This window comes from Adhaeribacter terrigena, assembly GCF_016623615.1.
GTDB classification, from domain to species: Bacteria; Bacteroidota; Bacteroidia; order Cytophagales; family Hymenobacteraceae; genus Adhaeribacter_A; species Adhaeribacter_A terrigena.
Genome location: NZ_JAEHFX010000011.1, coordinates 89,829 through 116,012 on the forward strand (window position 1 = coordinate 89,829; position 26,184 = coordinate 116,012).

The window sequence follows — 26,184 nt, forward strand, 5'->3', positions numbered from 1 at the left end:
GCCCCCTAGGAACCGGGCTATTTTTTTTCCCTTTCCGGCGTAGTTGTGAATTTCCGTAGCAGTTGTGAAAGCGCAGCAGAATTGCTTACTTTTGAGGCTGAAATTTTCGCTTGCAAAATGGTAGGGTTTTGCAGCTAAAAACTCCAAACTTCAAAAAAAAGAGCATGGAAAGTAAATACAACTGGCAACCGCTGAAAGAGTACAAAGAAATTCTGTTTTCTTATTACGAAGGCATTGCCAAGATCAGCATCAACCGTCCGGAGGTGCATAATGCCTTTACCCCGCGCACCGTTTCTGAAATGATAGATGCCATGGAACTGGCGCGTCAGAACCCGGATGTGGGCGTAATCATTTTAACCGGCGAAGGTGGCAAAGCATTCTGCAGCGGCGGCGACCAGAGCGTGCGCGGCCACGGTGGCTACATCGGCGAAGATACCGTTCCGCGTTTAAACGTGCTGGATTTGCAAATGCAGATCCGTCGCATTCCGAAACCCGTAGTTGCCATGGTTGCCGGCTGGGCTATTGGCGGCGGCCACGTTTTGCACGTAGTTTGCGACTTAAGCATTGCCGCTGAAAATGCCCGTTTCGGCCAGACAGGACCTAAAGTTGGTTCCTTTGATGGCGGTTTTGGTGCTTCTTATTTAGCCCGGATCGTAGGTCAGAAAAAAGCCCGCGAGATCTGGTATTTATGCGACCAATATAACGCCGAAGAAGCCCTGAATATGGGCTTGGTAAACAAAGTAGTTCCGCTGGTAGACCTGGAAGAAACAACCATGGAATGGTGCCGTAAAATGCTGGCTAAAAGCCCGCTGGCGCTACGCATGCTAAAATCTTCTTTCAACGCCGAGCTCGACGGTCAGGCCGGCATTCAGCAATTAGCCGGCGATGCCACGCTGCTTTATTATCTATCGGATGAAGCCAAAGAAGGCAAGAACTCCTTCCTGGAAAAACGTCAGCCAGACTTCTCGAAATACCCGAAATTCCCTTAATGGTTGTGGGTTGTTCGTTTTTGGTTCTTAACTGAAGAACGGAAGGGAAAATGTTTTTCAAAAGCTAAAAACAAATAAAAAAGCCTTGCGCAAACCTGAATTTCAAAGCTATTTATGAAAGAAATAGTAGCCGTTTTTATTGGCGGCGGTTTAGGCAGCCTTGCGCGCTATGGCTTGGCTCGGTCGCTGAACACGGTTGCCGGGCTCGGATTTCCGGCTGGTACCTTTCTCGCCAATGTGCTCGCCTGCCTTATATTAGGTTTCGTGGTCGGTTTGGCAGAGCAGCGATTGGTTTTTTCGCCGGTTATGCGCATTTTCTGGGCAGTTGGTTTTTGCGGCGGTTTCAGCACGTTTTCTACTTTCAGTTACGAAAACCTGTTGCTGTTTCAAAACGGGCAAAACGGCACAATGCTTATCTACCTGGTACTGAGCCTGGTGCTTTGCGTGATTGCCGTTTTTAGCGGGCAGTTTTTAGCTGCAAAACTATAGCCTTTTTTAGCAAAGAAATTCCGGAAAGAGCCGCTGACATTTTCAGCGGCTCTTTTTATTTCAGTTAAACTGCTTTTTAAAATTTAGCTTAAACCCACTGCCGCCGTAACTTTACCGGTTAAAAACTTGTACCAACAACCAACAACCAACAACCAACAACCAACAACCAACAACCAACCAATGCAAAGCCTGCTGCTGAACGGAAAAGTTTTTTATTACGATGAAATTGCGGCCTATTCTTTCCGCAATAGCATTCCGCTGAATGGTTACGAAGCCAAAACCCTGGAACTTTGCCGCGACTGGCTGAACGGGGTGCAGGAATTTTCGATCCAGACTTCCGGTTCTACGGGGGCGCCTAAAGTCATTACGCTCACGCGCCAGCAACTGGAAGCCAGCGCTCAGGCAACCATCAAAGCCTTAAACGTTCAGCAAAAAGACCGCGCCTTAGTTTGTTTAAATACCGAGACGGTGGGTGGCTTAATGCTGCTCGTACGCGGTTTTTTAGGCGACATGCAACTAACGATCATCGAACCAACCGCCAATCCGCTTGCTGTTTTACCTCCTGAATGTTCGTTTGAATACGCTTCTTTCGTACCGATGCAAATGCAGGAAATGCTGGTTTTTAGCACCGAAAGCATAGCGTTTTTTAACCGGATGAAAGCCATATTAGTCGGCGGTGCGCCAGTTTCGTATAATTTACAGCAGCAGATTTCCCAGCTTTCCGTGCCGGTTTCCCATACCTATGGCATGACAGAAACGGCCTCGCACGTTGCGCTGAAACGCCTGAATGGCCCGGATGCCTCGCCTTATTTTAAAACCCTGCCGGGCGTAGAAATTTCTACCGACGATCGCGGCTGCCTAATTTTAAAAGGCGCGCAAACCAATTTTGAAACGATCATTACCAACGACTTGGTAAATATTATTGATTCTGAAACCTTCGAATGGCTGGGCCGTGCGGATTTTGTGATCAATTCCGGGGGCGTAAAAATCCAGGCCGAAAAAGTGGAAATGACCCTGGAAACAACCCTGGCCCAACTCGGAATTACCACCAACAGCTTTATTACTTCCCTTCCGGACGAAAAATTAGGCGAAAAAGTAGTGGCCGTGCTGGAGCATCATTTCCTGGATCAGGTGCGGGAGGCGCAACTCCGGGAAAAACTGCAAAGTGTGCTTTCCCGCTACGAAATTCCTAAAATCTTTCTTTTCCTGCCGGAATTCAAAAAAACCACTTCCGGAAAACTCGACCGCCGCCAAACCCTGCAAGCTGCCTTAACCTTCAGCAAAACCCACCGGTTTTAAGATTTGAAGATTTGAAGATTTGAAGATTTGGAAATTGGAAAAATGGAAGGTTTAGAATCTTTTGAAAATTTCAAAAGGCAGAATCGAACGCTTTTAAAATAAATAAGGAAGCATTTTTACCTTCAATTTTCCCTCAACTCATCAACCTCATTCTGTGGTGCAAAGGCCAAGCAGTGGCGTTTCCATTCAGCTCTTTAGCATAGCGGCTTTTCCCGCAAAGCAAAATCAATAAGAATCCTTCAGCTTTAATAAAACGCTAAGGTTTCAGCGCTACAAAGTCAGAAGAACAAAAGCAATCTTTTCCACCATTTCATAAATTCCCTCATTTTCTAATTCAATCACTCAATCATTCTCTCATTCAACCATTCCTCCGCCTAAAAACCTTTAAAAACGGTATCATTTCCGGGCTAAAAAGTCAGAAATTAAAGATGGCTTTGTATAATAAATTGCAAAGTGTTTCATTTGTATAGTTAATAGAATTCTTCTGACTTAAAACAAATTATGAAGTTCACCAAAAATTCTGCCTCCGCGCTCATTATTGCAGGAATGCTTTTAGCCGGTTGCACCAAAGCTACGGCCCCAACGGCTTCCGATAACCAGCGTGTTTCCAAAGACATGCGCGTTGAAATAGCAGATAAACCCGGAAACCGTGCTCTTACCCTTGATCAGGTCCCCAACTTCGAATACATTACCGATCAGTTTGCCGACGTGCGCATTTTGCGTTACCAGGTTCCGGGTTTTGAGCAACTTGAACCGCAGCAGAAAGAATTGCTGTATTATTTATACGAAGCCGCCCTTTCCGGCCGCGACATTATTTACGATCAGAATTTCAAGCATAACCTGCGCATCCGTCGCACCTTAGATGCCATTGCCGAAAATTATAAAGGCGACCGCAATTCCGAAGATTTCAAAAAATTCATGACCTATACCAAACGGGTATGGTTCTCGAACGGAATTCACCACCACTACTCTACTGCTAAGTTTTTACCGGAATTCAGCCAGGCGTACTTTGCGGAGCTGGTAAAAAATTCACCGAATGCTAAATTCCCTTTGCAGCAAGGCGAAACGACCGACCAGCTGGTAAAAACCCTTACGCCGATCATGTTCGATCCGAAAGTAGCTGCTAAACGTGTTAACCAAGCTTCCGGCCAGGATCTGGTTGCTACTTCGGCAAACAATTTTTATGAAGGCGTAACGCAGAAAGAAGTAGAAGCTTTTTATACGAAAAAAGAGAACAAGAACGATCCAACCCCGGTTTCGCACGGCCTGAACTCCAAGCTGGTAAAAGAAGGCGGCGTGGTAAAAGAAAAGGTTTGGAAAGTGGGCGGCATGTACGATCCGGCCATTGTAAAAATAGTTTACTGGCTGGAAAAAGCGCAGGCAGTAGCAACCGATCCGGCTCAAAAAGAATCCTTGGCGAAATTAATTCAGTACTACAAAACCGGCGACCTGAAAACCTGGGACGAATACAATATTGCCTGGGTGAACGACGTAAACTCTCCAATTGACGTGGTAAACGGCTTTATTGAAGTGTACGGCGACCCGCTGGGCATGAAAGCTTCTTACGAATCGGTAGTTTCTTTCAAAGATATGGAAGCCACCAAACGCATTAAAGCCATCGGCGATCAGGCGCAGTGGTTCGAAGATAACTCTACTTTGTTGCCGCAGCACAAAAAGAAGAACGTAAAAGGCATTACCGCCAAAGTTATTACCGTGGTTGTAGAAGCCGGCGATGCCGCCCCCACTACCCCGATCGGTATTAACCTGCCAAACGCCAACTGGATCCGCAAAGATCATGGTTCCAAATCGGTTAACTTAGGCAACATTGTAAATGCCTATAACCAGGCTGGCTCTAAAGGCAGCGCCTTAAGCGAGTTTGCCTGGAGCCCGGAAGAAATTGAGCGTTCTAAAAAATACGGCGGTTTAGCCGGCGATCTGCATACCGACATGCATGAGGTTATCGGCCACGCTTCCGGACAAATTAACCCCGGAGTTGGTACGCCAAAACAAACCCTGAAAAGCTACGCCTCTACCATAGAAGAAGGCCGCGCTGACCTGGTAGCGTTGTATTATGTAATGGACCCGAAACTGGTTGAGATTGGCGTAATGCCAAGCCTGGAAGTAGGTAAAACCGAATACGACGGGTACATCCGCAACGGCCTGATGACGCAGCTATCGCGTTTAGCGCCGGGCGAAGACGTAGAAGAAGCGCACATGCGTAACCGCCAGATGGTTGCAAAATGGGCTTATGAACTTGGTAAAAAAGAAAACGTGATCGAGAAAAAAGTACGCGATGGCAAAACCTATTTCGTAGTGAACGATTACAACAAACTGCGTGGCATTTTTGGTCAGCAGCTCCAGGAATTACAGCGCTTAACTTCCGAAGGCGATTACAAGGCGGCTGAAAAGCTGGTAGAAACCTACGGCGTGAAAGTGGACCAGGAACTGCACAAAGAAGTGTTGGCCCGTTACGCAAAACTGAATATTCCGCCTTATTCCGGTTTCATTCAGCCTAAATTAACGCCGGTAATGCAAAACGGTAAAATGGTAGATGTTAAGATCGAATATCCGGCCGACTTCACCCAGCAAATGCTTGAGTTTGGTAAAAATTATTCGCACCTGCCCCACGTAAACTAAAAAACGCTATCGTTTTCAGCTAAAAAAGTAAAGCCCTGAAAGACTTCTTTCAGGGCTTTTTCATTTTTAATACCCGAAGAGCCTGCACCACAACAGAAAATCTGAAACCCGCCTGTTCTGGAAGCTGCATCCTAATTACCGGCACCTAAAATTATGCGCTTTATGTTAATATTCAATTAATACAATACAAGTTTCCTGGAAACAATCCGTAATAAAGTCGGATCAAACTAAATCTTCCATTTTCATAACGCGGGGAATTAAAAACACCCCGGTACAAATGCCTGATAGTAAAACAGTATAAATTGATTTTCCATTAAATATTAGGATTTACCATATAACGAAATAGGCAAAATTATTCCTTTAACACCCAAATTTATTCAGTTGGCGGAAAAAATTTCCCGGTAAAATATAATACTGTCATCTTTGTATCAGTAAAGTATCCGAGTAAACCAAGATCGCCTGAAATATTCTGAAACGATCTGTTGCACGTTACTACTTTGAAAATGGATCTTAATTTTTTTGAATTCGATGAGTATGGATATCAAGACCCAAAATCAAGCGGAAGTAAGCATCATAAAGTTATGCGGCGAATTAGATGCCAGCAATGCTGTGCTGGTAGATCACGAATTAGTTCGCCTTACCCAGAAGCACCCAAAACAGATTTGGATAGATGGTTCCGAGATCAGCTACATTTCATCGGCTGGCCTGGGCGTGTTTCTTTCGCATTTAAACAATTTTAAACTTTTAAATATAAACCTGCTTTTCTTTGGATTAAATTCAAAGATCAGAAATGTTTTTACCATTCTGGGCCTCGATGACTTGGTACGGATAGTGCCTAATTTAGAAACCGCCCTGGATCAGAATTCGCAGGTCTAAGCCCGGTAAAGAAATATTTAAACTAAAAAACGCTAGGCTTTTCAGGCAAAAAAGTATCGCGCTTAATTAAAATAAAGATTTGCGACAGCTGCCTTCCGGTTATTAGTGTAATGAAATAAAAAAGCTGCTCCAGGTTTCTGAAGCAGCTTTTTTATCGGTTTATATCCTGAATCTTAATCTACCAGCACCCGCCGGTCCTGGATGGTTTTAAAATTCTCTACCATTTTTACCGCTTCGGTTACGTCGTCTGTAAATATGGAAATGAACGATCCGCGGCGGGCATGTTCCAGGCTGAAAGCAATGGCGCGCATTTCGTTATCAATTTCGATCACTTTTTTGTTCGGATCCACGCTAAAAATGCCTTCTTTCAGTAAGCCATTTATTTCTTCGCCGGTCCGGCCCCGCAGATCACGGTCCTGCCGGATGATGATCTCATCGAAATATTCAGCCGCAAGTCTGCCAAGTTCGCGGGTATCTTCGTCGCGGCGGTCACCAATTCCAGATATAACGCCTATTTTTTTATTGGCTTCGGTCCTTTTCAGGAATTCCCCTACGGCTTGCAAACCAGCCGCATTGTGCGCGTAATCTACCAGCACTTCAAAGGTAGGGAACTGGAATAAATTCATCCGGCCCGGCGTTTTGCTGGAAGACGGAATAAACGTGCGCAAAGCCATTTTTATATCGTCTACGCTGAACTTGTTTACGTAACCTGCCAGCACAGCTGCCAGCACATTCTGGATATTGAACGTAGCGCGGCCGCCAAAAGTAAGCGGAATATCGGCTGCCCGGTCTATGCGGATCTTGTAAGTATTTTTGTAGATACTGATGTAGCCATTTTCATAAACAGCCGCCAAACCGCCTTTGGCAATGTGGCGCAGTATCCGCGGATTCACGTCGTCCATACTGAAATAGGCAACTTTGCATTCCAGTCCTTCGGCCATTTTGTAGGTAAAATCATCGTCGGCATTCAGAATAGCGTACCCATCTTTGTGCACCGTGCGCGGTATAACCGATTTCACCAAGGCCATTTCTTCTACCGAATTAATGCCGCCCAATCCTAAATGATCGGCGGCAACATTCGTTACAATACCCACATCGCAGGTCCGGAATCCTAAACCGGAACGCAGCATACCGCCCCGGGCGCATTCCAGCACGGCAAAATTCACGCTCGGGTCGCTGAGCACAAATTCGGTGCTTTTCGGGCCCGTAGTATCGCCTTTAACCAAACGTTTCTCCTGGATATAAATGCCATCGGTAGTGGTAAAACCAACCCTGAAACCCATGTATTTTACCATGTGTGCAATTAAGCGGGAGGTGGTGGTTTTGCCGTTCGTACCCGTTATAGCCACGATCGGAATACTCGGTTTACTTCCCGGCGGGAAAAGCATATCCACAACCGGTTCGGCCACATTGCGGGCCAAGCCGTCAGTCGGTGATATATGCATCCGGAAACCAGGCGCAGCATTTACTTCAATTACGGCACCGCCGGCTTCATCTAAAGGAATGGCAATATCGGAAGTCATCACATCGATGCCGCAAATATTGAGGCCAATAATGCCCGCGATCCGCTCGGCCATTAAAATATTGTATTCGTCGCACAGATCCGTCACATCGGTGGCTGTTCCGCCGGTGCTCAGGTTGGCCGTGGTTTTAAGATACAGAATTTCGTCCTTCCGGAGTACGCTTTCGAGCGTCAGGTTTTTATTTTCCAGAATGGTGTAAGTATCCTTATCTAAGTGTATCTGGGTCAGCGCTTTTTCGTGGCCTACCCCTCGACGCGGATCTTTATTAACTTCATCTATCAGTTCTTTGATCGTCGATTTTCCGTTGCCGGTAATGGCGGCCGGAGTGCGTTTGGCAGCCGCTACAAATTTGCCGTTTATAACCAGCAACCGGTAATCGAAACCCTTGATGTATTTCTCCACGATTACCGCTTCCGAAATTTTTCGGGCTTCCTGAAAACCTGTTAACACATCCTTCCACTGCGTAACGTTAATGCTGGCGCCTTTTCCCTGATTTCCGTCTAAAGGCTTAATAACTAATGGGTAACCTATCTCTTCTACGGCTTCTTTCAGTTCTTCTTCAGAATGAATGATTACGCCTTTCGGGACCGGAACGCCGGCATTGTCGAGCATCCGTTTGGTCAGGTCTTTGTCGCCGGCAATGGCCACGGCAAATTCGCCGGTGCTGCAGGTCATGGTGCCTTTTATGCGTTTCTGGTTTACGCCATAACCCAGCTGAATAATGGAAGTATTAGGAACGGTAAGATAAGGAATCCCGCGGCTAACCGCTTCGTCTACAATAGATTGGGTGCTTGGCCCGAAATGTTCCGATTCGCGGATCTGGTGCAATTCGTGTATGTCCTGGCTTACGTCGTAAACCTGGTTGTGGTACAGAGCCTCGGTAATGCGCATGGCCGCCTTGGCCGCATATTCGCCCGCACGTTCTTCCTGGTACGAAAAAATGACGGTATAAACGCCCGGAATATCGGTTTTGCAGGAACGGCCGAAACCGCTATCCATTCCGGCCATGGTTTGCAATTCCAGGGCAACGTGCTGAATTACTTTGCTGAAATCGGTGCCTTCGCGCACTTTTTTAAAGAAACCGCCTACCATTTCTTCGCTGGAGCGGTGCTTGTACATGGCCGGGAACCAGGCCTCCAGGCGCTCGGCAAATCCAGGAACTTCGTTGGTTTTTACTTCTGCTAATTCCTCCAGATCAACTTTAAGAACAATAATTTTAGGGTGTTTAACCGACCAGTAGTTCGGCCCGCGCATAATGCGCAATTCTGCAACTTTCATGAAAGAGCGTTATGTAGTTTTTTAAGATGTGATGCGTTTGTAAGTACGTTTGCACCGCCGTACGGCAGCGTGGCATTTCAGGTTTCAGGTTTTCAGCGCGAAAATGATAGCGTTTTTGGAAAAATCGGGGACGTTGCTAAACTGCGTAAGATGAATAGGCGGCCTTTCTTTTAAGTTTGAAATTCAGATAAACCCAGTTATTGCCTATACGCAATACCGAGGCCTTTAAGTTATTCTTATTTCATGTAAGGTCTGTTTATGTTAGCAGACGGTAAAAACGGTAGGTTTAACGAAGAAAAAAGTATTTCGGGGGTTTTTCCAATATAAACGTTACCTTTGCAGTCCATAAGACTAACAGCAAACTTGTGGCTTCAAAATTCATCTTCGTAACCGGCGGCGTTACCTCCTCTTTAGGAAAAGGCATCATTTCAGCATCCCTGGCTAAACTTCTGCAAGCCAGAGGCTTTTCCGTAACCATCCAGAAATTCGATCCTTATATCAACATCGATCCGGGAACCCTGAACCCGTATGAACACGGCGAATGCTTTGTGACCGACGATGGCGCGGAGACAGACCTGGACCTGGGACATTACGAGCGTTTCCTGAATACGGCTACTTCGCAGGCCAATAACGTTACTACCGGCAAAATTTACCACCACGTAATAACCCAGGAACGCCAGGGCGCTTACCTGGGCAAAACCGTGCAGGTGGTTCCGCATATCACCGATGAGATCAAGCGCCGCATGCTGCTTTTAGGTGAAAGCGGCGAATTCGACGTGGTAATTACCGAAATTGGCGGTTGCGTGGGCGATATCGAGTCTTTGCCGTTCATTGAATCGGTACGGCAGTTGCGCTGGGACCTTCCTCCTTCCGATTCGCTGGTAATTCACTTAACGCTTCTGCCTTACCTGAAAGCGGCCGGCGAACTGAAAACCAAACCCACCCAGCATTCCGTGAAAGCACTTTCGGAAGCCGGCGTGCAGCCCGATATCCTGGTTTGCCGTTCCGAATACCCAATCCCGATGGAAATGCGCAAGAAAATTGCCTTGTTCTGTAATGTGCAGATCAACTCGGTGATTGAAAGCTTAGACGCTGAGACCATTTACGACGTGCCGCTGCTCATGAAAAAAGAAAAGCTGGACGAACGCGTAATTAAAAAACTAAAACTGACCGGTGGCACTACCGATCCGGATCTGGATGCCTGGAAAGAATTCCTGGGCCGCCTGAAAAACCCGACCGAAGAAGTTACCATTGGTTTAGTTGGTAAGTATGTGGAACTGCCCGATGCCTATAAATCCATCATCGAGGCATTTATCCATGCCGGCGCGCAAAACGAATGCAAGGTTAAACTTAAGACCTTCCAATCGGAACACATTGACCGCGAAACGGTAGCTTCGCAGCTTAAAAATCTGGATGGTATTCTGGTTGCACCGGGCTTTGGCCAGCGTGGTTTCGACGGTAAAATAGAAACCATCCGCTATGCCCGCGAAAACAACATTCCTTTCTTCGGGATCTGTCTGGGCATGCAGTGCGCCGCCATTGAATTTGCCCGTAACGTACTGAATATCAAAGATGCAACTTCCACCGAAATGGAACCGGAAACCAAAAATCCGGTTATAGATATGATGGAAGACCAGAAAGAAATTACCCAGATGGGCGGCACCATGCGTTTAGGCGCTTACGTTTGTGAACTGAAGAAAGGCTCCAAAGCGTTTGCTGCGTATGGCAAGCCAAAAATTACCGAACGCCACCGCCACCGTTACGAATTCAACAACAAGTACTTAAAGGCTTTTGAAGAAAACGGCATGATAGCATCGGGAATTAACCCGGATACCGGACTGGTAGAGGTGATCGAGTTGCAGAACCATCCGTGGTTTGTGGCGGCACAATACCACCCGGAGTTGAAAAGTACGGTGCAGAATCCGCACCCGCTGTTCGTGAAATTTGTTCGGGCGGCCATACAATACGCCAAATCGAAAAAGAATATTGCTTAATTTTAAATTTAACTAATGGATCGTAACCAGGCAGTCGGATTATTTCTGATATCCGCGCTCTTACTTATTTACCTTTTTGTTTTTCCGCCTGAAAAGGAGGTGAAACCAAAAACTGATACCAAAGCTCAGCCAACCGCCAGTACTACTGCTTCTACGGTGCAGGAAACCGGGGCGCCGCTCGATTCCGCTACCATGGCGCAGCAACGGGCCGCTTTAGGATCTTTCGGCGCCGCAGCAACCGGCGAAGCCAAAACGGTATTGCTTCAGAACGAAAATCTGAAAGTTACTTTTACCACCAAAGGCGGCGCGGTAGAAGAAGTATTGCTGAAGAACTACAAAACCTTCGATAAGAAGCCGCTGATCCTGTTCGACAGAGTTAGCAGCCACACCGACATTGCGTTTAAAACCCGTGAAGGCAAGGAAATAAAACTATCGGACCTTTATTTTTCTCCGGGCCCGGTAAATACCATTTCGGCAAAATCCGGCAAAACCCAGGTACAGACCTTCCGTGCTACCTTGGGTGAAGGCCAATATGTGGAGCAAACCTACAGCCTGACCGACGGCACTTTCCTGTTGGGTTACGAGCTGACCTTTAAAGGCGTGGAACAATTGCTGGCAGCCAACCAGCCGTTAACCTTTACCTGGAAAGACCGCCTGAAAAAGCTGGAAATGGACCTGAGCCAGAACCGTAACCATTCTTCCCTGAACTTTATGACCATGGACGAAGACGTTACCAAACTGACCGGGAACAGCACGGAAGAAGAGGAATTGCAGGAGCCGGTAAAATGGATCGGCAATAAGCAGAACTTCTTTACCGCCGGTATTATTGCCAAAAACCAGTTCGAGAATGGTAAATTTACCAGCTCCCTGAATGAGGCCGATTCTACCGAAGTAAAAACGTTTGCTACTGCGCTTACTATCCCGCAGAAAGATGTGTTGAGCGGTGCAGAGTTCACGTATTATTTCGGTCCGAACGATTTTTCTGTTCTGAAACACGTTTCCGATAAATTTGAGCAAAACCTGGAGTTAGGATGGGGTGTATTTGGTTACATAAACCGTTTTGTGGTAATTCCGGTGTTCCATTTACTGGAAAATCACATTGCCAGCTATGGCATTATCATCGTGATCCTGGTATTGCTGATCAAACTGATCCTGACGCCGCTTACCTACAAGTCTTATCTTTCGATGGCGAAAATGAAGGTGATGAAGCCGGAAATTGATGCCATTAAAGAAAAATATCCGGACGACATGCAGAAAACGCAGTCGGAAACCATGAAGCTTTACTCAAGCGTGGGCGTAAACCCGATGAGTGGCTGTATCCCGATGCTGTTGCAGATCCCGATCCTGTTTGCCATGTTCAGTTTCTTCCCGAACTCGATCGAACTCCGCCAGGAAGCATTCTTATGGGCGCATGACCTTTCTACCTACGATGTATTTGCCAAACTGCCATTCACCATTCCTTTTTATGGCAGCCACGTAAGTATGTTCACCCTGCTGATGACGGCTTCTACCATTCTCTATACCTGGGGAAATAACCAGATCAGCACCATGCAGGGCCCGATGAAATTCTACAGTTATTTGATGCCGTTCATTTTCATGTTCATCATCAATACCATGCCGGCTGGTCTGAGTTTCTATTACTTTGTTTCCAACCTGGTAACCTTCGGTCAGCAGGCCGTGATCCGTAAGTTTGTAGACGACGATAAGATCCGGATGAAACTGGAAGAAAACAAAACGAAGCTGAAAGATAAGAAGCCCGGTGGTTTTGCCGCCCGGATGCAGGATGCCATGCGCCTGGCCGCTGAAAAAGAAGCAGAGAAAAACAAGCAGAAGAAAGCAAAAAAATAGTTTTGCATTATTCCAACCAAAAAAAGCCTTCCTGGAAGTTCGGGAAGGCTTTTTTATTGATTTACTGTTTTAAGGTATAGTTTTTGTGCCTGAAAGTATAGCGTTTTGCTAATAAATGATTTTATTTGTAATCTCACTCTTGCTAAAAACCTAACACTATGAAACAGTTCCGGACCGGATTGGTAATGTTCACATTACTGTTCACCCTGCTCATCATCGGAAAAAACGGCAATACCAGCGCCCAGGCTTCCCGAAAACAAAGCCCGGCTAAAACACTCCTCATTTTCGAAAAGAAACAGTGTTTCGGCTTCTGCCCCGTTTACCGGGCTGAATTCAAAACCGATGGCAATGTGCTGGTAACCGCGCAGCCGCCCGCCAAACCGAAGGTGCAACGAACCTTCCGGATCTCCCGCAAAGAAGCGCAGGAACTCTGGAAACGCGGCGAACAGCTGGGCTTTTTCCAACTAAAAGACAACTATGAATCACTTATTCCCGATTATCCGGCAAGAGAAATTACGCTCTACAAAAACAATAAACCCAAAAAAGTAACCTATACCGAAGGCGGGCCGCAGGCGCTGGATGCTTATCTGAACGATCTTGCGCAACTCGTAGAAAAGAACCTGGACGTAAATTTCGGTCCGCCGAAAGAAGAGTAAGAATATAGACATAATAAAAAAAGCCGCTCAGATCTGAGCGGCTTTTTTTATTGCTGAGTTTTCCGGGCTCAAACCCTAGCGTTTTTTAACGGCTTCCAGCTTCAGGGTATTCATCGGGTTAGCGGTTAAGCCTTCAATATTATTCTGAGTCAGCATCAGCACTTCGTCGTAGAAGAGCACAATTACCGGGCATTCTTCAACCACGATCTTATCCATTTCCTGGTAAAGTTTCCAGCGGGTCTGCAGGTTTTGCTCCAGTTTGGCTTTTTCATAAAATTCGTCGTAGCGGGCGTTTTTGAAGTGTGTTTTATTGGGCCCGGCCGGCGAAAAGTTCTTGCTGTAAAAAAGTGCCAGGTAGTTTTCCGCATCCGGGTAATCGCCGAGCCACGATTTCATAAAGAAAGTGGAGCGGCCGTTATCAACTTGTTCCTGGTGCGCCGGCGCCTGATTAATCTCGATTTCGCATTTCACGCCCACGTCGCTCCATTTCTTCTGAAAATACTCGGCCAGTTCTTTGTGCTCGGCCACGGTACTCAGTTTTATTTCAAACGGATTCTTAGAATCGTAACCGGCAGCTTTCAATAATTCCCGCGACTTTTTCGGATCAAAACCATAGCCTTTTACCAGGCTGTCGTTAAAACTGGGCAGCGAAGGCGGCACCATGCCCGAATTGCCCGGAATTCCCAAACCATTGCGGTAATACCGGATCATCTCCTTTTTATTGATGGCATAATTCAAAGCCTGCCGCACGCGTTTATCCGAAACCGGCTTGGTTTTAAGGTTTTGCGGATCGAGCTGAAAACCGATGTATTCGGTATTTAAATAAGGGGCTTTCTGAACCGTGAATTTCCCTGAAAAATCGGGCTGTAAACTGCCGTCAGGTTGCAGAATAATATCGCGGGTACCTTCTTTAATCCCGGAAAGGAAATCGAGCTTCTTTTGCTGGAAATTGATGAACTCCATTTTTTTATCGGTAATAAAGGAAATATGCACCGCGTCGAGGTATGGTAATTGGTTTCCGGCTTTATCTTTTTTCCAGTAGTTCGGGTTTTTATGAAAGACCAGCGCATTGCCTTCGTCCCAGAGTTTAAACCGGAAAGGCCCCGTGCCTACCGGATGCTCCCGAAAATCTTTGCCGTATTGCTGTACTGCCTCCTGTGGCACCACAAAGGCATAAGGCATGCTCAGAATCTCAGTAAAGGCAATAAAAGGCTCGGTCAGATAAACCAATAAGGTGCTGTCGTTTAACGCCTTAAAAGCGGTATCCGAAACTATTCCTTTAGCACTTTCCAGCACCTTTCCGTTAAAGATCCAGGCGCCGGTACTGGCCGTGGCCGGGTTTAATATACGGTTAAAGCTATATACAAAGTCTGGAGCAATAACCCGGCGCCCTTTGCCGTTGGGGAAAACAGGACTGTCGTGAAAATAGACATCCGACCGCAGATGAAACGTATACCGTAAACCATCCGGCGAAATGTCCCAGCTTCGGGCAATGGCCGGAGCGGGCTTCAGGCTATCGTCGAGTTCTACCAGGCCGTTATAGAGTTGCGTGATGGCGCGGATGTTAGCCTGGTTCCGGGCAAAAGCCGGGTCGAGCGAACTCAGGGCTTCGGGTTGGTTGTAGCGAAACACGCGTTTATCATTTTCAGCCTCCTTTTGGCTGTTACAGGCCGAAAAAGCGAGGAAAAGGGCGCCACTTAACAAGGCACTTATACCCCGTTTGTTGAAAACTTTTGTTGAAAACTTTACTTTCAATTGTCTTAACTTTGTGCAAGTTTAAAGCATATTCCCGTAATAACGGTGGAGCAACGCTAAAATTTTTATGGAACTAACGTACTACGGCCATTCCTGCTTTTTATTGAAAACCGGCGACACCGGGATTCTCTTCGACCCATTCATTTCCCAGAATCCGCTGGCAAAAGACATCGACCTGAAAAGCATTAAAGCCGATTTTATTCTGCTTTCACATGCCCACGGCGACCATCTGGCCGATGCTGCAGCGCTGGCCAATCAAAACAACGCCAAAATTGTAGCCCAGCCCGAAATTACCGGTTGGTATGCAAAACAGGGCATTACGGAAGCCATCGAGATGAACATCGGCGGCACGGTAAAACTGCATTCAGCCACGGCTAAAATGGTAGTAGCCATTCATTCCAGTTCCCTGCCCGATGGTACGTATGGCGGTCATCCGGCGGGCTATGTGGTGCAAGCCGAAGGAAAAACGGTTTACTTTGCCGGCGATACGGCGCTAACCTACGATATGAAAATAATCGGGGAACAGTTTGCCATAGACTACGCATTGTTGCCAGTGGGTGGCCATTATACCATGGATGCTTCGGATGCGATGGTCGCGGCACATTGGGTAAAAGCCAAAAATGTGATTGCCATGCATTTCGATACCTTCCCGCCCATTAAAGTTGAAAAGGAAACGGTATCAGAAACGGCGAAAAAGTCGGGCAAAGCTCTGCAGTTTATGGAGATCGGCCAGACCATTACTTTATAATTAAAGCGAGTAGAAGATTAAGATGGGAAAAATAATTGCTGTAGCGAACCAGAAAGGCGGTGTTGGCAAGACAACTTCAGCTATCAACTTAGCAGCCAGCCTGGCCGCTTTAGAATACAAAACGCTGCTGGTTGATGCCGACCCGCAGGCGAACGCAACTTCCGGTATTGGTTACGACCCCGGCGACATATCCAAAAGCATTTACGAATGCATGGTAGACGGCGTAAACATCGACGACATCATCGTTCATTCCAATATCGATTACCTGGACCTGGTGCCTTCGCACATAGACCTGGTAGGTGCTGAAGTGGAAATGATCAATCTGCCGAACCGCGAGGAAAAAATGCGGGAAGTTTTGCGTGCCGTAGCCGACCGTTACGATTACGTGATCATTGACTGCTCTCCTTCCCTGGGTCTGATCACGGTAAATGCTTTAACGGCAGCCAATTCGGTAATTATTCCGGTGCAGTGCGAGTATTTTGCGCTCGAAGGCCTGGGTAAATTACTGAACACCATCAAGATCATTCAGTCGCGTTTAAACCCGCAGCTGGAAATTGAGGGCATTCTGTTGACCATGTACGATGTGCGCCTGCGCCTGAGCAACCAGGTGGTGGAAGAAGTAAAACTGCATTTCCAGCAAATGGTGTTCGATACCATCATTCCCCGGAACGTAAAGCTAAGCGAATCGCCGAGCTTTGGTTTGCCGGCCATCATGCACGATGCCGACAGCAAAGGCGCAATCAGCTACCTGAACCTGGCCCGCGAAATAGCCGAGAAAAACGCCGTGTTGGCGAAGTAATTTTAATGGTTAAATGGTTGAATTGTTGAATGGTTAAAATTTGTTAACCTAAAAACAGTTAAGCCATTTAGCCATTTAACCATTTAATTCAATGTCTGAGAATAAAGTAGTACCAGTTAAGAAAAAAGGCGGCCTGGGCCGGGGTTTGAATGCCCTGATCGAAGGCAGTTACGATAAAAAAGTAGATCCGCAAATCCTTCACGAAGTAAATACCATCGCAGAGATCAAATTATCCCAGATCGAAACGAACCCGTTTCAGCCCCGCTCCCACTTCGACCAGACTGCTTTAGAAGAACTGGCCGAATCTATTAAGGTTCAGGGCATTATCCAGCCGATCACGGTCCGTCAGTTAGACGCCAACACCTTCCAGCTTATTTCCGGGGAACGCCGTTATCAGGCTTCCAAGCTGGCTGGTCTGGAAACCATTCCGGCTTATATACGCAAGGCCGATGACCAGCAGATGCTGGAAATGGCCCTGATCGAGAACATTCAGCGCGAACAATTAAACGCCATTGAAATTGCGTTAAGCTACCAGCGTTTGCTTTCGGAATGTAACCTGAAACAGGAAGAACTCGGTGACCGCGTAGGCAAAAAACGTACGACGGTAACCAATTACCTCCGTCTGTTAAAGCTTCCGCCGGATATTCAGATCGGTTTGCGCGACCAGCAGATCTCTATGGGGCACGCCCGCGCCTTGATCAACATCGATAATATTGAATTGCAGCTGGAAGTTTACAACAAAACGGTAGCCGAAGAACTTTCGGTGCGAAAAGTGGAAGAACTAGTTCGTAACCTTTCCAAGCCGAAAAAAGAAACTGTTGACCGCGCCGATATTCCGGCGGAGCACCAGGCAGAATTAAAAAAGGTAGAATCGCGGCTTTCGAGTCACTTCGGAACCAAAATTTACGTTAAAACCTCTAACGCCGGCAAAGGCGAAATTAAAATCCCGTTCGTATCTACCGACGACCTGAACCGGATCCTGGAGCTTTTAAACTACTAAGAATCTATGCGGCTGAAAGCAGTACTGTTTGGTTTTATTACTTTTTGCGGCTTAAACCATAGCGTTTTTGTTTCCGCGCAAACGGTTACTGCCCGCACTGATTCTGCCATTGTAGCTACTCCTAAACCAGATCCGGATAAAGACCGCATTATAAAAACCGAAAAAGACAAAGGCTTGAGCAAACCCGGCCGGGCAGCTTTGTTTTCGGCAGTACTTCCGGGCTTAGGTCAGGTATATAACGGACATTACTGGAAAGTGCCGGTAATTTATGCTGTGGGCGGCACGCTGGGTTATCTAATTGTCTGGAACAATGACAGGTACCAGGATTATAGCCAAGCCTATCTTTATTCAATAGATAATAACACGGAAACTGAACCTACCATTAAGGACGAAGCAACTTCTTTAAGTACGAATGCTTTGCGTAATGGCCGTGATCTTTATCGCCGCAACCGCGACCTTTCCGTTATTTTACTGGTGCTTGCTTACGGGCTGAATATTATGGAAGCTAATGTTGGTGCGCATTTAAATGAATTCGATATTTCCGATGACCTGAGCATGAACTGGCAGCCTTCCATTCAATACGCTGCTTTCGGCACGCAACCAACTCCCGGCCTTTCCCTTCACTTCAGACTAAAAAAATAATGAAAATATTGCTTATCGGCTATGGCAAAATGGGCAAAACCATTGAGCAATTAGCTTTAGCCAAAGGCCACGAAATTGTAGGCAAAATAGATCATGCATCAATTGCCCAACTTTCCGATTTCAATGCTCAAAACACCGAGGTAGCCATTGAATTTACCCATCCCGAAGCGGCGTTTGGCAATATTGCTTATTGTCTGGAAAACGGCATTCCGGTAGTTTCGGGCTCTACGGGATGGCAGGAGCGGATGCCGGAAGCCAAAGAACTTTGCGAAAAACACGCCGGAAGTTTCATGTATGCTTCAAATTTCAGCATTGGAGTTAACCTTTTTTTTCATTTTAATGAATATATTGCTTCCCGAATGCAGCAATACCCGGAATATGCGATTGGGATCCGGGAAATTCATCACACTCAGAAAGTGGATCACCCAAGCGGCACGGCTATTACCACGGCCGAAGGAATTCTGAAAAGCTATCGGAACCTGGATGGTTGGGTGAATGAAGAAACGGAAACCGAAGGCAAATTACCGATCGTTTCGGAACGCACCGACGACGTAATAGGAACGCATATTGTGCGTTATGCTTCTGCAATAGATGAAATTGAGCTGAGCCATGTGGCGCATTCGCGGACCGGTTTTGCGGCCGGGGCTTTAATGGCTGCCGAATGGCTTCCGGGTAAAAAAGGGGTTTTCGGTATGAAAGACCTGATGAACTTATAACAAACTACTGAAACTATGAGCGTAACTTTTTGGAAGAAAAAAGAAACCAAACCACAGGAAAAAAAAGGCTTCTTCCGGGAATGGGGCGATGCCATCTTGTTTGCCGTGGTGGCCGCTACGCTTATTCGCTGGGCTACTTTTGAAGCCTATACCATTCCCACCCCTTCCATGGAAAGTTCGCTTTTAGTGGGCGATTACCTGTTTGTAAGCAAACTCCATTATGGTCCGCGTACGCCAATAACGCCTTTACAGGTTCCGCTTACCCACCAGACCATCTGGGGCACCAGCATTCCTTCTTACTCCGACATTATTCAGCTGAAACAATACCGGTTACCAGGTTTTACCAGCGTGAAGAACAACGATGTAGTAGTATTTAATGTGCCTTTCGAAGACCATCATCCGCCCGATCTGAGAACCAACTACATTAAGCGCTGCGTAGGCATTGCCGGCGATGTGCTGGAAGTACGGGATATGCAGGTTTATATTAACGGCAAACCGGCCGAAAACCCGGAAGGAATGCAGAACCGTTACCTGCTGGAAACCACTACCATGCTGGACGCTGATTTTTTCCGGAACCTGGGCATTAGCCTGGCCGGTATTCAGCCGATACAAGGTGGCTACGTGGTAGATTGCACGCCGGAACAGGCCGAAAAATTCAAGGGTATGAATTTTATTAAGACCGTTCATTTAGATAAAGATGTACCCGGCCGTGCCGATGCAGAAGTTTACCCGCATACCCCGAGCGTGCTGAAATGGAACCGCGATAACTACGGCCCGATCATGATCCCGAAAGAAGGCCAGACCATTAAACTTACCCCGGAAAATGCGGCCATATACGAAACGGTGATCCGGAAATATGAAGGTAATAAAAATGTAGGTTTTGAAAACGGAGTTATTTCTGTAGAAGGAAAGCCACTCTCGGAATATACTTTCAAGCAGGATTATTACTTTATGATGGGTGATAACCGCCATAACTCCGCTGACTCCCGTTACTGGGGTTTTGTACCGGAAGATCACGTGGTTGGCAAAGCCGTTTTAGTCTGGATGTCGATGGATCCGAATGGCGGCGTTTCCGGTAAAATCCGCTGGAACCGTCTTTTTAATCTGATAGACTAATTAAATTGTTAATTGTTAAATGGTTTTATGGTTAAATGGTTTAATTGTTAAATCGTATAATAGAACCTAAAAAAAGCGCTGAATTTCTTCAGCGCTTTTTTTATTGAGTTTTTGGGGCTAAAAGCATACCGTTTTAAAATTTCCATTCTAAAATATTCAAATAAGAATCTATTTAAAATAAAAGGGTACCGAAGACGCTATGGTCGCTGATGTTGATCTTATTAAGAGCAATCAACCATTTAACCATAAAACAATTTAACAATCAAACCATTTAACAATTTAACCAGTAAACCTACCAATCGATTTCTTTTTTGCCGTGGGCTTTTAAATAAGCATTTGCTTTGCTGAAGTGATGCGTACCGAAGAAGCCTTTATCGGCAGCGAAAGGCGACGGATGGGCGGCTTTTAGAACCAGGTGTTTTGTATCGTCAATAATAACGCCTTTCTTTTGCGCGTAGGCACCCCAAAGCATGAATACCAGGTTCTTTTTCCCGTCCGACAATTTTTTAATAACAGCATCGGTAAACGTTTCCCAGCCTTTATTCTGGTGCGAACCAGCCGTATTAGCTCTAACCGTTAATGTGGCATTCAGCAATAAAACACCTTGTTCAGCCCAGCGTTCCAGGTTGCCGCTGGCCGGAATTTCTTTTCCCAGGTCATCTTTAATTTCTTTGAAGATATTGCGGAGCGATGGCGGCGTTCTGATTCCTTCGTTCACAGAAAAGGCTAACCCGTTGGCTTGCCCGGGACCGTGATATGGGTCCTGGCCCAGTATTACCACTTCTACTTTATCGAACGGACATTCTTCAAAAGCGTGAAAGATCTGCTTACCCGGCGGAAAAATCTGCTGCGAAGCGTATTCCTGTTTAACAAATGCGATCAGGTCCCGAAAATATTGCTTTTCAAATTCCGGTTGCAGTGCTTTTTGCCAGCTTTCTTCTATCTTTACAATCATAAGCCAGTTTTACTTTTTCGGATTAAAAGAGTACCATATATTTTTTTCCCGCGTAATATTACGTAAACTTATCCCGGAAAATAGCTGTTTAGAAGACAAATATTTACGCTGCTTTTTATATGGATACCCAGACAACCCAAGGCGTTCAAGTAACGGTTACTACCAACTACCTGCCCGATTATTCGAGCCCGGGCCAGCAGCATTTTGTATTTGCCTACAAGATCACCATTCAGAACAATAGCGAATTTACCGTAAAACTGCTCCGCCGCTACTGGCAAATCTTCGATTCTAACGGCACTGTGCGCGAAGTGGAAGGCGAAGGCGTGGTGGGCCAGCAGCCTACCTTAGAGCCCGGCGAATCGCATCAATACGTTTCGGGCTGCAATTTAAAAACCGGTATTGGTAAAATGACCGGTCATTACACCATGGAACGCCTGGTGGACGGCCGAGAGTTTAAAGTAGAAATTCCGGAATTTGTTTTGATCGTACCTTATAAACTGAATTAAGCTTTCGTGTTTCCTATCCGGCTTGCCGCAAAATACGCGCAGCATTTAACCCGCTCTTTCCGCCTGCACGGCATTCATTCGCCGTTCGTTTTCAATCTGCAGCACCAGGTTATAGACCACAAAGGTACCTTTGGCGCCTACCTGGTAATAGAAGATCTGCGCCATATTCTGCTGGAAGATAACCGGAAAATTACGATCAAAGATTTTGGCGCCGGCTCCAGAACCAACGCCGGTCGTACCCGGAAAGTTAAAGACATTGCCCTCCATTCGGCGAAAGCGCCTAAACATGCCCAGCTGTTATTCCGGCTCGTAAATCATTTCGCGCCCCAGACCATTTTCGACCTGGGTACTTCGCTTGGTTTAACTACGGCTTATTTAGCTTCGGCGCGGCGCGGCAGCACCGTTTATACTTTTGAAGGCTGCCCGGAAACGGCTTCCCTGGCCCGCGAAAATTTCAAAAGCCTGAAGCTGGGTAATATTCAGTTAGCAGAAGGAAACCTGGACGAAACGCTATCCGAAACACTTAAAAAAGTAGATAAAGTAAATTTTGCTTTCCTGGATGGCAACCACCGTTACGAACCCACCATGCGCTATTTCCGGCAACTGCTGGCTAAAGCCGACGAGAATTCCGTTTTTGTGATAGACGACATTTACTGGAGCGCCGAAATGGAACGCGCCTGGAAAGAGATTGCCGCCCTGCCGGAAGTTACCGTAGCCCTGGATCTGTTCCAGATCGGTATCGTTTTCTTCCGGAAAAGTCAGGTAAAGGAATATTTTACGATTCGGTATTAAAACGTTTTATGGCAAATTTCTTAACTGCAGAATGGCGTAAACTGGCTTTTGCTAATTATGTTATAGATCCGGAAATTCTCAGCAAATACGTACCCGCCAAAACCGAATTAGATTTCTGGAACGGTGATTGTTTTGTGAGTCTGGTCGGTTTTAAGTTTTGCAACACCCGCCTTAAAGGTTTTCGTGTACCTTTCCATACCGATTTCGAAGAAGTGAACCTCCGTTTTTACGTGCGTCATAAAAAGAATGGAGCATGGAAGCGAGGCGTGGTTTTTATTAAAGAGATCGTACCTAAACCTGCCATCACGTTTGTAGCGAATACGATCTATAAAGAAAATTACGTAACCGTACCTATGGATCACCTCTGGGAACATTCCGATAATGATCTGAAAGTAGGGTACCGGTGGAAATCCGGGAACTGGAATACGTTTGAACTGCTAGCCGAAAATTCGTTACAGGAGATCGTTACCGGTAGCCAGGAAGAATTTATAACGGAACATTACTGGGGCTATGCGCAAGCTTCCCAGGACAAAACTTCTGAATACGAAGTGACGCATCCCTGCTGGCAGGTTTACCCGGTAAAAAATTATAAAATCGAGGTCGATTTTGGCAAAATTTATAGTCCGGAATTCAGCTTTCTTGCCACCGAAAAGCCCAAAACTACTTTCCTAGCCGAAGGTTCGGAAATAAGTGTAAAACCCGGAATATTCTTTTAAACAAAACAGCCACCGAAATATAGGGTGGCTGTTTTGTTTGATTTACAGGATCATTTGCTAGTAGGAACTTAAACCAGCAAATGCGTTCCGGAATGATTAATAAAGATAGTCAAAGATAGTTCCTTCGATTCAGTAAAAATTACCGGATCGACTGCCGCACTTTCACCAATCTTTCCAATAGGATTTCCAGGTTATCCAATGCCAGCATATTCGCGCCGTCCGATTTGGCGGTTACCGGCGTGGGGTGCGTTTCAATGAACAAACCATCGGCTCCTACGGCAATAGCCGCTTTGGCAATTGTTTCGATCAGGGCCGGTTGTCCACCGGTAACGCCGGAGGTTTGGTTAGGCTGCTGCAAGGAATGCGTTACATCCATTACTACCGGCACTCCAAAGCTTTGCATGATCGGTAAATTCCGGAAATCGACTACCATATCGGAATAACCGAAAGAATTTCCGCGGTCGGTCAGAATGATATTTTCGTTACCTGAATCGCGGAGTTTCCCAACGGCAAATTGCATGGCTTCGCCGGAAAGGAACTGGCCTTTTTTTACGTTTACGGTTTTGCCGGTATTGGCAGCTGCTACCAGCAAATCGGTCTGGCGGCAAAGGAAAGCCGGGATCTGCAGCACATCTACGTATTCAGCCGCCATGGCTGCTTCAGCACTTTCATGAATATCGGTTACGGTTGGAACGTTAAAGGTCTCTCCTACTTTGCGCAGAATTTTCAGAGCTTTTTCATCACCAATACCGGTAAAAGAATCGAGGCGCGAGCGGTTGGCTTTGCGGTAAGATCCTTTAAAAATAAACGGGATCTGCAGGCGGTCGGTAATGGCTTTTATGCGTTCGGCAATTTCCAAAGCCATTTCTTCGCCTTCTATGGCGCAGGGCCCGGCCATTAAAAAAAAATTACCGGATTCAGTATTGCGTAAGTTCGGTATGTTCAGCATTCTAGTGATTAATGAATAATGATTAGTGATTAATATTCCTGAATTAGCAGGTTGAAACGCTAGGGTTTTCGGCCTAAAAAGTCTGTGGCTGGATTTAGAAAAGCAGCGATCCGAATTTGTGAATTTTTTAATGCATTTTCAAAACTTCAAATCTCCAAATTTTCAAATCGCCTTCCTTTCCAGGATCATAAACAATTCGTGACCGGCGCGCGGCTTTACCGAGTTGTAGGCGGGTGCAAAGGTACGGAAATGAAAATAAGGCTCGAAATACGCTCGGTATTCTGCGGCACTTCCCCCAAACGGCGGACCGGGCTTTTCAAAAGTGGTATCAAACAGCAAGCCCACCAGTTTCCCACCGGGTTTTAACAGTTCAGCGCATTTTTTGGCATAAGCAGGCCGCAATTCCGGGTTCAGGGCGCAGAAAAAAGTCTGCTCCAGAATCAGGTCGAACGTGTCCTGGATCTCAAAAAAATTCTGGTACAGCAAATGCGCTGCCGGAAAATCCGGGAGGCGTTGTTTTAAAGTTAGCAAAGGCGCTTCGGCAAAATCGGCCACGTACACTTCTGTGAAACCCTGCTGGTGCAGATATTCGGCTTCGTAGGCATTTCCGGCGCCGGGGATCAGAATTTTTAATTTCTGGCTCGATAATTGGGAAGCGTAGGCCTTCAATGGAGGGGAAACCGCACCCAGATCCCAGCCGGTTTGGGCGTTTAAATAGCGGTTTTGCCAATATTCGGAGCTTAGTTTCGTTTCCATTTTATATTTTTTTTGCAAGCTAATGATTTTTAGCGGCACGTTTGCAATAGCGGCAGATAACCGTATTTTTGCAAACTGCGTAACCGCAACCTGACGATTAAAAACCAAAAACAAACAAGTATGAGTGAGTCAAATTCTGAACGCGACGGCAACCGTAAACTCCTGGTAGTCGGTTTAATTATTGTACTGCTGAGTATTAACGGCATCCTGTTTTACATGCAGCATCAAACCAAAAAGAAAATCGACCAGCAGGACGAAACCATCCGGCTGAAAAACACTGAACTGGAAGACCGGATCAAACAATATGAAGCCCTGAAAGCTGATTTTGAACGCCAGAGCCAGGAATTGCAAGGCATGGGCCTGACCAACGATTCTTTGCAGACCAAATTAGCTGCCCTGGATGCCGATCTTAAAAAACTGCGTTCTTTCCGGAATACCAGCTTCAGCCTTGCCGATCAGCGTAAGTTCAAACAGCGCGCCGCCAATTTCGAAGCCCAGCTGAAGAAAAAAGATGAGGAAATTGCCCGTCTGAAAGAAGATAACGAAGCGCTTTACGGCGAAAATACCAACTTAAAAACCACGCAGAACCAACTGAACGACACCATTATTACGGTGAAGCGCAATAACCAGGCGCTGTCGCAGAAAGTAGCCATTGCCTCGCGGTTAGAAGCCCAGAATATAAAGGTTACTACCATCAACCAGAAAGGCAAAGAGAAAGAAGACAGCGACGAAGAATTCCGGGCCAAGCGCGTAGATAAAATTAAAGTAGCTTTCCGCTTAGCTAAAAACGAAGTAGCCGAGAAAGAAAACAAAGACATCATGATGCGTCTGATCGAACCGGATGGCGCAGCTTTATACAACCTTTCTACCGGTTCCGGCACCTTTATGGTAAACGGCCAGGAAACGTTCTACACTGCTAAACGCGACATTTTATTCGATAACTCTGGCCAGGAAGTATCTTTCATTTACTCAAAAGGCGGACCTTACAAGATCGGCCAGCACACCATCGAGCTTTACGCCGAAGGCAACCTGATCGGTAAAACCACTTTCACCCTGAAATAAAAAACGGTATCGTTTGAAGGCAAAAAAGCCGGCCCGAAGATTTTCGGGTCGGCTTTTTTTATGAGAAAAACGCTATGGTTTCA

General features: G+C 46.3%; 23 protein-coding genes. 18 read left to right on the forward strand and 5 right to left on the reverse strand.

From position 1 onward, the window contains the following. The first annotated feature begins 164 nt into the window (after positions 1-164). From menB to I5M27_RS17280, 5 genes are all read left to right on the forward strand, one after another. Positions 165-989 carry a 1,4-dihydroxy-2-naphthoyl-CoA synthase gene (gene menB, locus I5M27_RS17260; protein ID WP_200507639.1) on the forward strand — a complete coding sequence of 275 codons (825 nt, stop codon included), beginning with the start codon at positions 165-167 and terminating at the stop codon, positions 987-989. 114 nt (positions 990-1,103) lie between these two features. Beyond that, positions 1,104-1,478 (forward strand): fluoride efflux transporter CrcB, encoded by a 375-nt coding sequence (crcB, locus tag I5M27_RS17265; protein ID WP_200507640.1) that lies wholly within the window; start codon positions 1,104-1,106, stop codon positions 1,476-1,478. A 126-nt stretch (positions 1,479-1,604) separates the two neighbouring features. Then, positions 1,605-2,777, forward strand: coding sequence for an AMP-binding protein (locus I5M27_RS17270; RefSeq protein WP_234462581.1), 1,173 nt, complete (start codon positions 1,605-1,607; stop codon positions 2,775-2,777). A gap of 501 nt (positions 2,778-3,278) precedes the next feature. After that, positions 3,279-5,414, forward strand: a complete 2,136-nt coding sequence (locus I5M27_RS17275) for a dipeptidyl peptidase 3 (protein WP_234462582.1) — start codon at positions 3,279-3,281, stop codon at positions 5,412-5,414. 534 nt (positions 5,415-5,948) lie between these two features. Then, positions 5,949-6,290, forward strand: a complete 342-nt coding sequence (locus tag I5M27_RS17280; RefSeq protein WP_200507641.1) for an STAS domain-containing protein — start codon at positions 5,949-5,951, stop codon at positions 6,288-6,290. 173 nt (positions 6,291-6,463) lie between these two features. Here I5M27_RS17280 and cphA read toward each other — a convergent pair whose 3' ends face one another. Beyond that, the gene (cphA, locus tag I5M27_RS17285) at positions 6,464-9,091 is read right to left on the reverse strand and encodes a cyanophycin synthetase (RefSeq protein ID WP_200507642.1); all 2,628 of its coding nucleotides are present in this window, start codon (positions 9,089-9,091) and stop codon (positions 6,464-6,466) included. 365 nt (positions 9,092-9,456) lie between these two features. Between cphA and I5M27_RS17290 the strand changes: the two genes are divergently transcribed. The 3 genes from I5M27_RS17290 to I5M27_RS17300 all read left to right on the forward strand — a co-directional run bounded on the left by I5M27_RS17290 (position 9,457) and on the right by I5M27_RS17300 (position 13,589). After that, on the forward strand, positions 9,457-11,085 hold the full coding sequence (locus I5M27_RS17290) for a CTP synthase (RefSeq protein ID WP_394369095.1): 1,629 nt from the start codon (positions 9,457-9,459) through the stop codon (positions 11,083-11,085). 15 nt (positions 11,086-11,100) lie between these two features. Further along, complete coding sequence (yidC, locus tag I5M27_RS17295) at positions 11,101-12,933, forward strand: membrane protein insertase YidC (RefSeq protein ID WP_200507643.1); 1,833 nt, start codon at positions 11,101-11,103, stop codon at positions 12,931-12,933. A 158-nt stretch (positions 12,934-13,091) separates the two neighbouring features. Then, positions 13,092-13,589, forward strand: coding sequence for a DUF6438 domain-containing protein (locus tag I5M27_RS17300; protein WP_200507644.1), 498 nt, complete (start codon positions 13,092-13,094; stop codon positions 13,587-13,589). A 75-nt stretch (positions 13,590-13,664) separates the two neighbouring features. Here the strand turns inward: I5M27_RS17300 and I5M27_RS17305 are convergent, their stop codons facing one another. Then, complete coding sequence (locus tag I5M27_RS17305; protein ID WP_317193621.1) at positions 13,665-15,221, reverse strand: ABC transporter substrate-binding protein; 1,557 nt, start codon at positions 15,219-15,221, stop codon at positions 13,665-13,667. Between the two features lie 190 nt (positions 15,222-15,411). Between I5M27_RS17305 and I5M27_RS17310 the strand changes: the two genes are divergently transcribed. The 6 genes from I5M27_RS17310 (at position 15,412) to lepB (ending at position 20,365) form a co-directional block, all read left to right on the forward strand. After that, positions 15,412-16,092 (forward strand): metal-dependent hydrolase, encoded by a 681-nt coding sequence (locus I5M27_RS17310; RefSeq protein ID WP_200507645.1) that lies wholly within the window; start codon positions 15,412-15,414, stop codon positions 16,090-16,092. Between the two features lie 22 nt (positions 16,093-16,114). After that, on the forward strand, positions 16,115-16,891 hold the full coding sequence (locus tag I5M27_RS17315) for a ParA family protein (protein ID WP_200507646.1): 777 nt from the start codon (positions 16,115-16,117) through the stop codon (positions 16,889-16,891). A 91-nt stretch (positions 16,892-16,982) separates the two neighbouring features. Beyond that, positions 16,983-17,891, forward strand: a complete 909-nt coding sequence (locus I5M27_RS17320; protein ID WP_200507647.1) for a ParB/RepB/Spo0J family partition protein — start codon at positions 16,983-16,985, stop codon at positions 17,889-17,891. 6 nt (positions 17,892-17,897) lie between these two features. After that, positions 17,898-18,533: a DUF5683 domain-containing protein gene (locus I5M27_RS17325; RefSeq protein ID WP_200507648.1), complete on the forward strand. Its 636-nt coding sequence runs from the start codon at positions 17,898-17,900 to the stop codon at positions 18,531-18,533. Beyond that, positions 18,533-19,249, forward strand: a complete 717-nt coding sequence (dapB, locus tag I5M27_RS17330; RefSeq protein ID WP_200507649.1) for a 4-hydroxy-tetrahydrodipicolinate reductase — start codon at positions 18,533-18,535, stop codon at positions 19,247-19,249. Before I5M27_RS17325 ends, dapB begins: the two co-directional genes overlap by 1 nt. A 15-nt stretch (positions 19,250-19,264) precedes the next feature. Then, positions 19,265-20,365: a signal peptidase I gene (lepB, locus tag I5M27_RS17335; protein ID WP_200507650.1), complete on the forward strand. Its 1,101-nt coding sequence runs from the start codon at positions 19,265-19,267 to the stop codon at positions 20,363-20,365. A gap of 292 nt (positions 20,366-20,657) precedes the next feature. Here the strand turns inward: lepB and ung are convergent, their stop codons facing one another. Further along, positions 20,658-21,320: a uracil-DNA glycosylase gene (gene ung, locus I5M27_RS17340; RefSeq protein WP_200507651.1), complete on the reverse strand. Its 663-nt coding sequence runs from the start codon at positions 21,318-21,320 to the stop codon at positions 20,658-20,660. Between the two features lie 119 nt (positions 21,321-21,439). Between ung and apaG the strand changes: the two genes are divergently transcribed. From apaG to I5M27_RS17355, 3 genes are read left to right on the forward strand one after another with little or no spacing between them, the layout of a single operon-like run. Continuing rightward, positions 21,440-21,826 (forward strand): Co2+/Mg2+ efflux protein ApaG, encoded by a 387-nt coding sequence (gene apaG / locus I5M27_RS17345; protein WP_200507652.1) that lies wholly within the window; start codon positions 21,440-21,442, stop codon positions 21,824-21,826. A 6-nt stretch (positions 21,827-21,832) separates the two neighbouring features. Beyond that, a complete protein-coding gene (locus I5M27_RS17350; RefSeq protein WP_200507653.1) occupies positions 21,833-22,618 on the forward strand; it encodes an O-methyltransferase in 786 nt (261 codons plus the stop codon). Positions 22,619-22,626: 8 nt separating this feature from the next. Then, a complete protein-coding gene (locus I5M27_RS17355; RefSeq protein ID WP_200507654.1) occupies positions 22,627-23,334 on the forward strand; it encodes a YqjF family protein in 708 nt (235 codons plus the stop codon). A 139-nt stretch (positions 23,335-23,473) separates the two neighbouring features. On the opposite strand, the gene kdsA is transcribed toward I5M27_RS17355, so the two are convergent. Further along, positions 23,474-24,283, reverse strand: coding sequence for a 3-deoxy-8-phosphooctulonate synthase (gene kdsA / locus I5M27_RS17360; protein WP_200507655.1), 810 nt, complete (start codon positions 24,281-24,283; stop codon positions 23,474-23,476). 162 nt (positions 24,284-24,445) lie between these two features. Continuing rightward, on the reverse strand, positions 24,446-25,039 hold the full coding sequence (locus I5M27_RS17365; protein ID WP_200507656.1) for a methyltransferase: 594 nt from the start codon (positions 25,037-25,039) through the stop codon (positions 24,446-24,448). 120 nt (positions 25,040-25,159) lie between these two features. Here I5M27_RS17365 and I5M27_RS17370 point away from each other — a divergent pair, with 120 nt between their 5' ends. Beyond that, positions 25,160-26,101, forward strand: a complete 942-nt coding sequence (locus tag I5M27_RS17370) for a hypothetical protein (protein ID WP_200507657.1) — start codon at positions 25,160-25,162, stop codon at positions 26,099-26,101. Positions 26,102-26,184 lie beyond the last annotated feature (83 nt).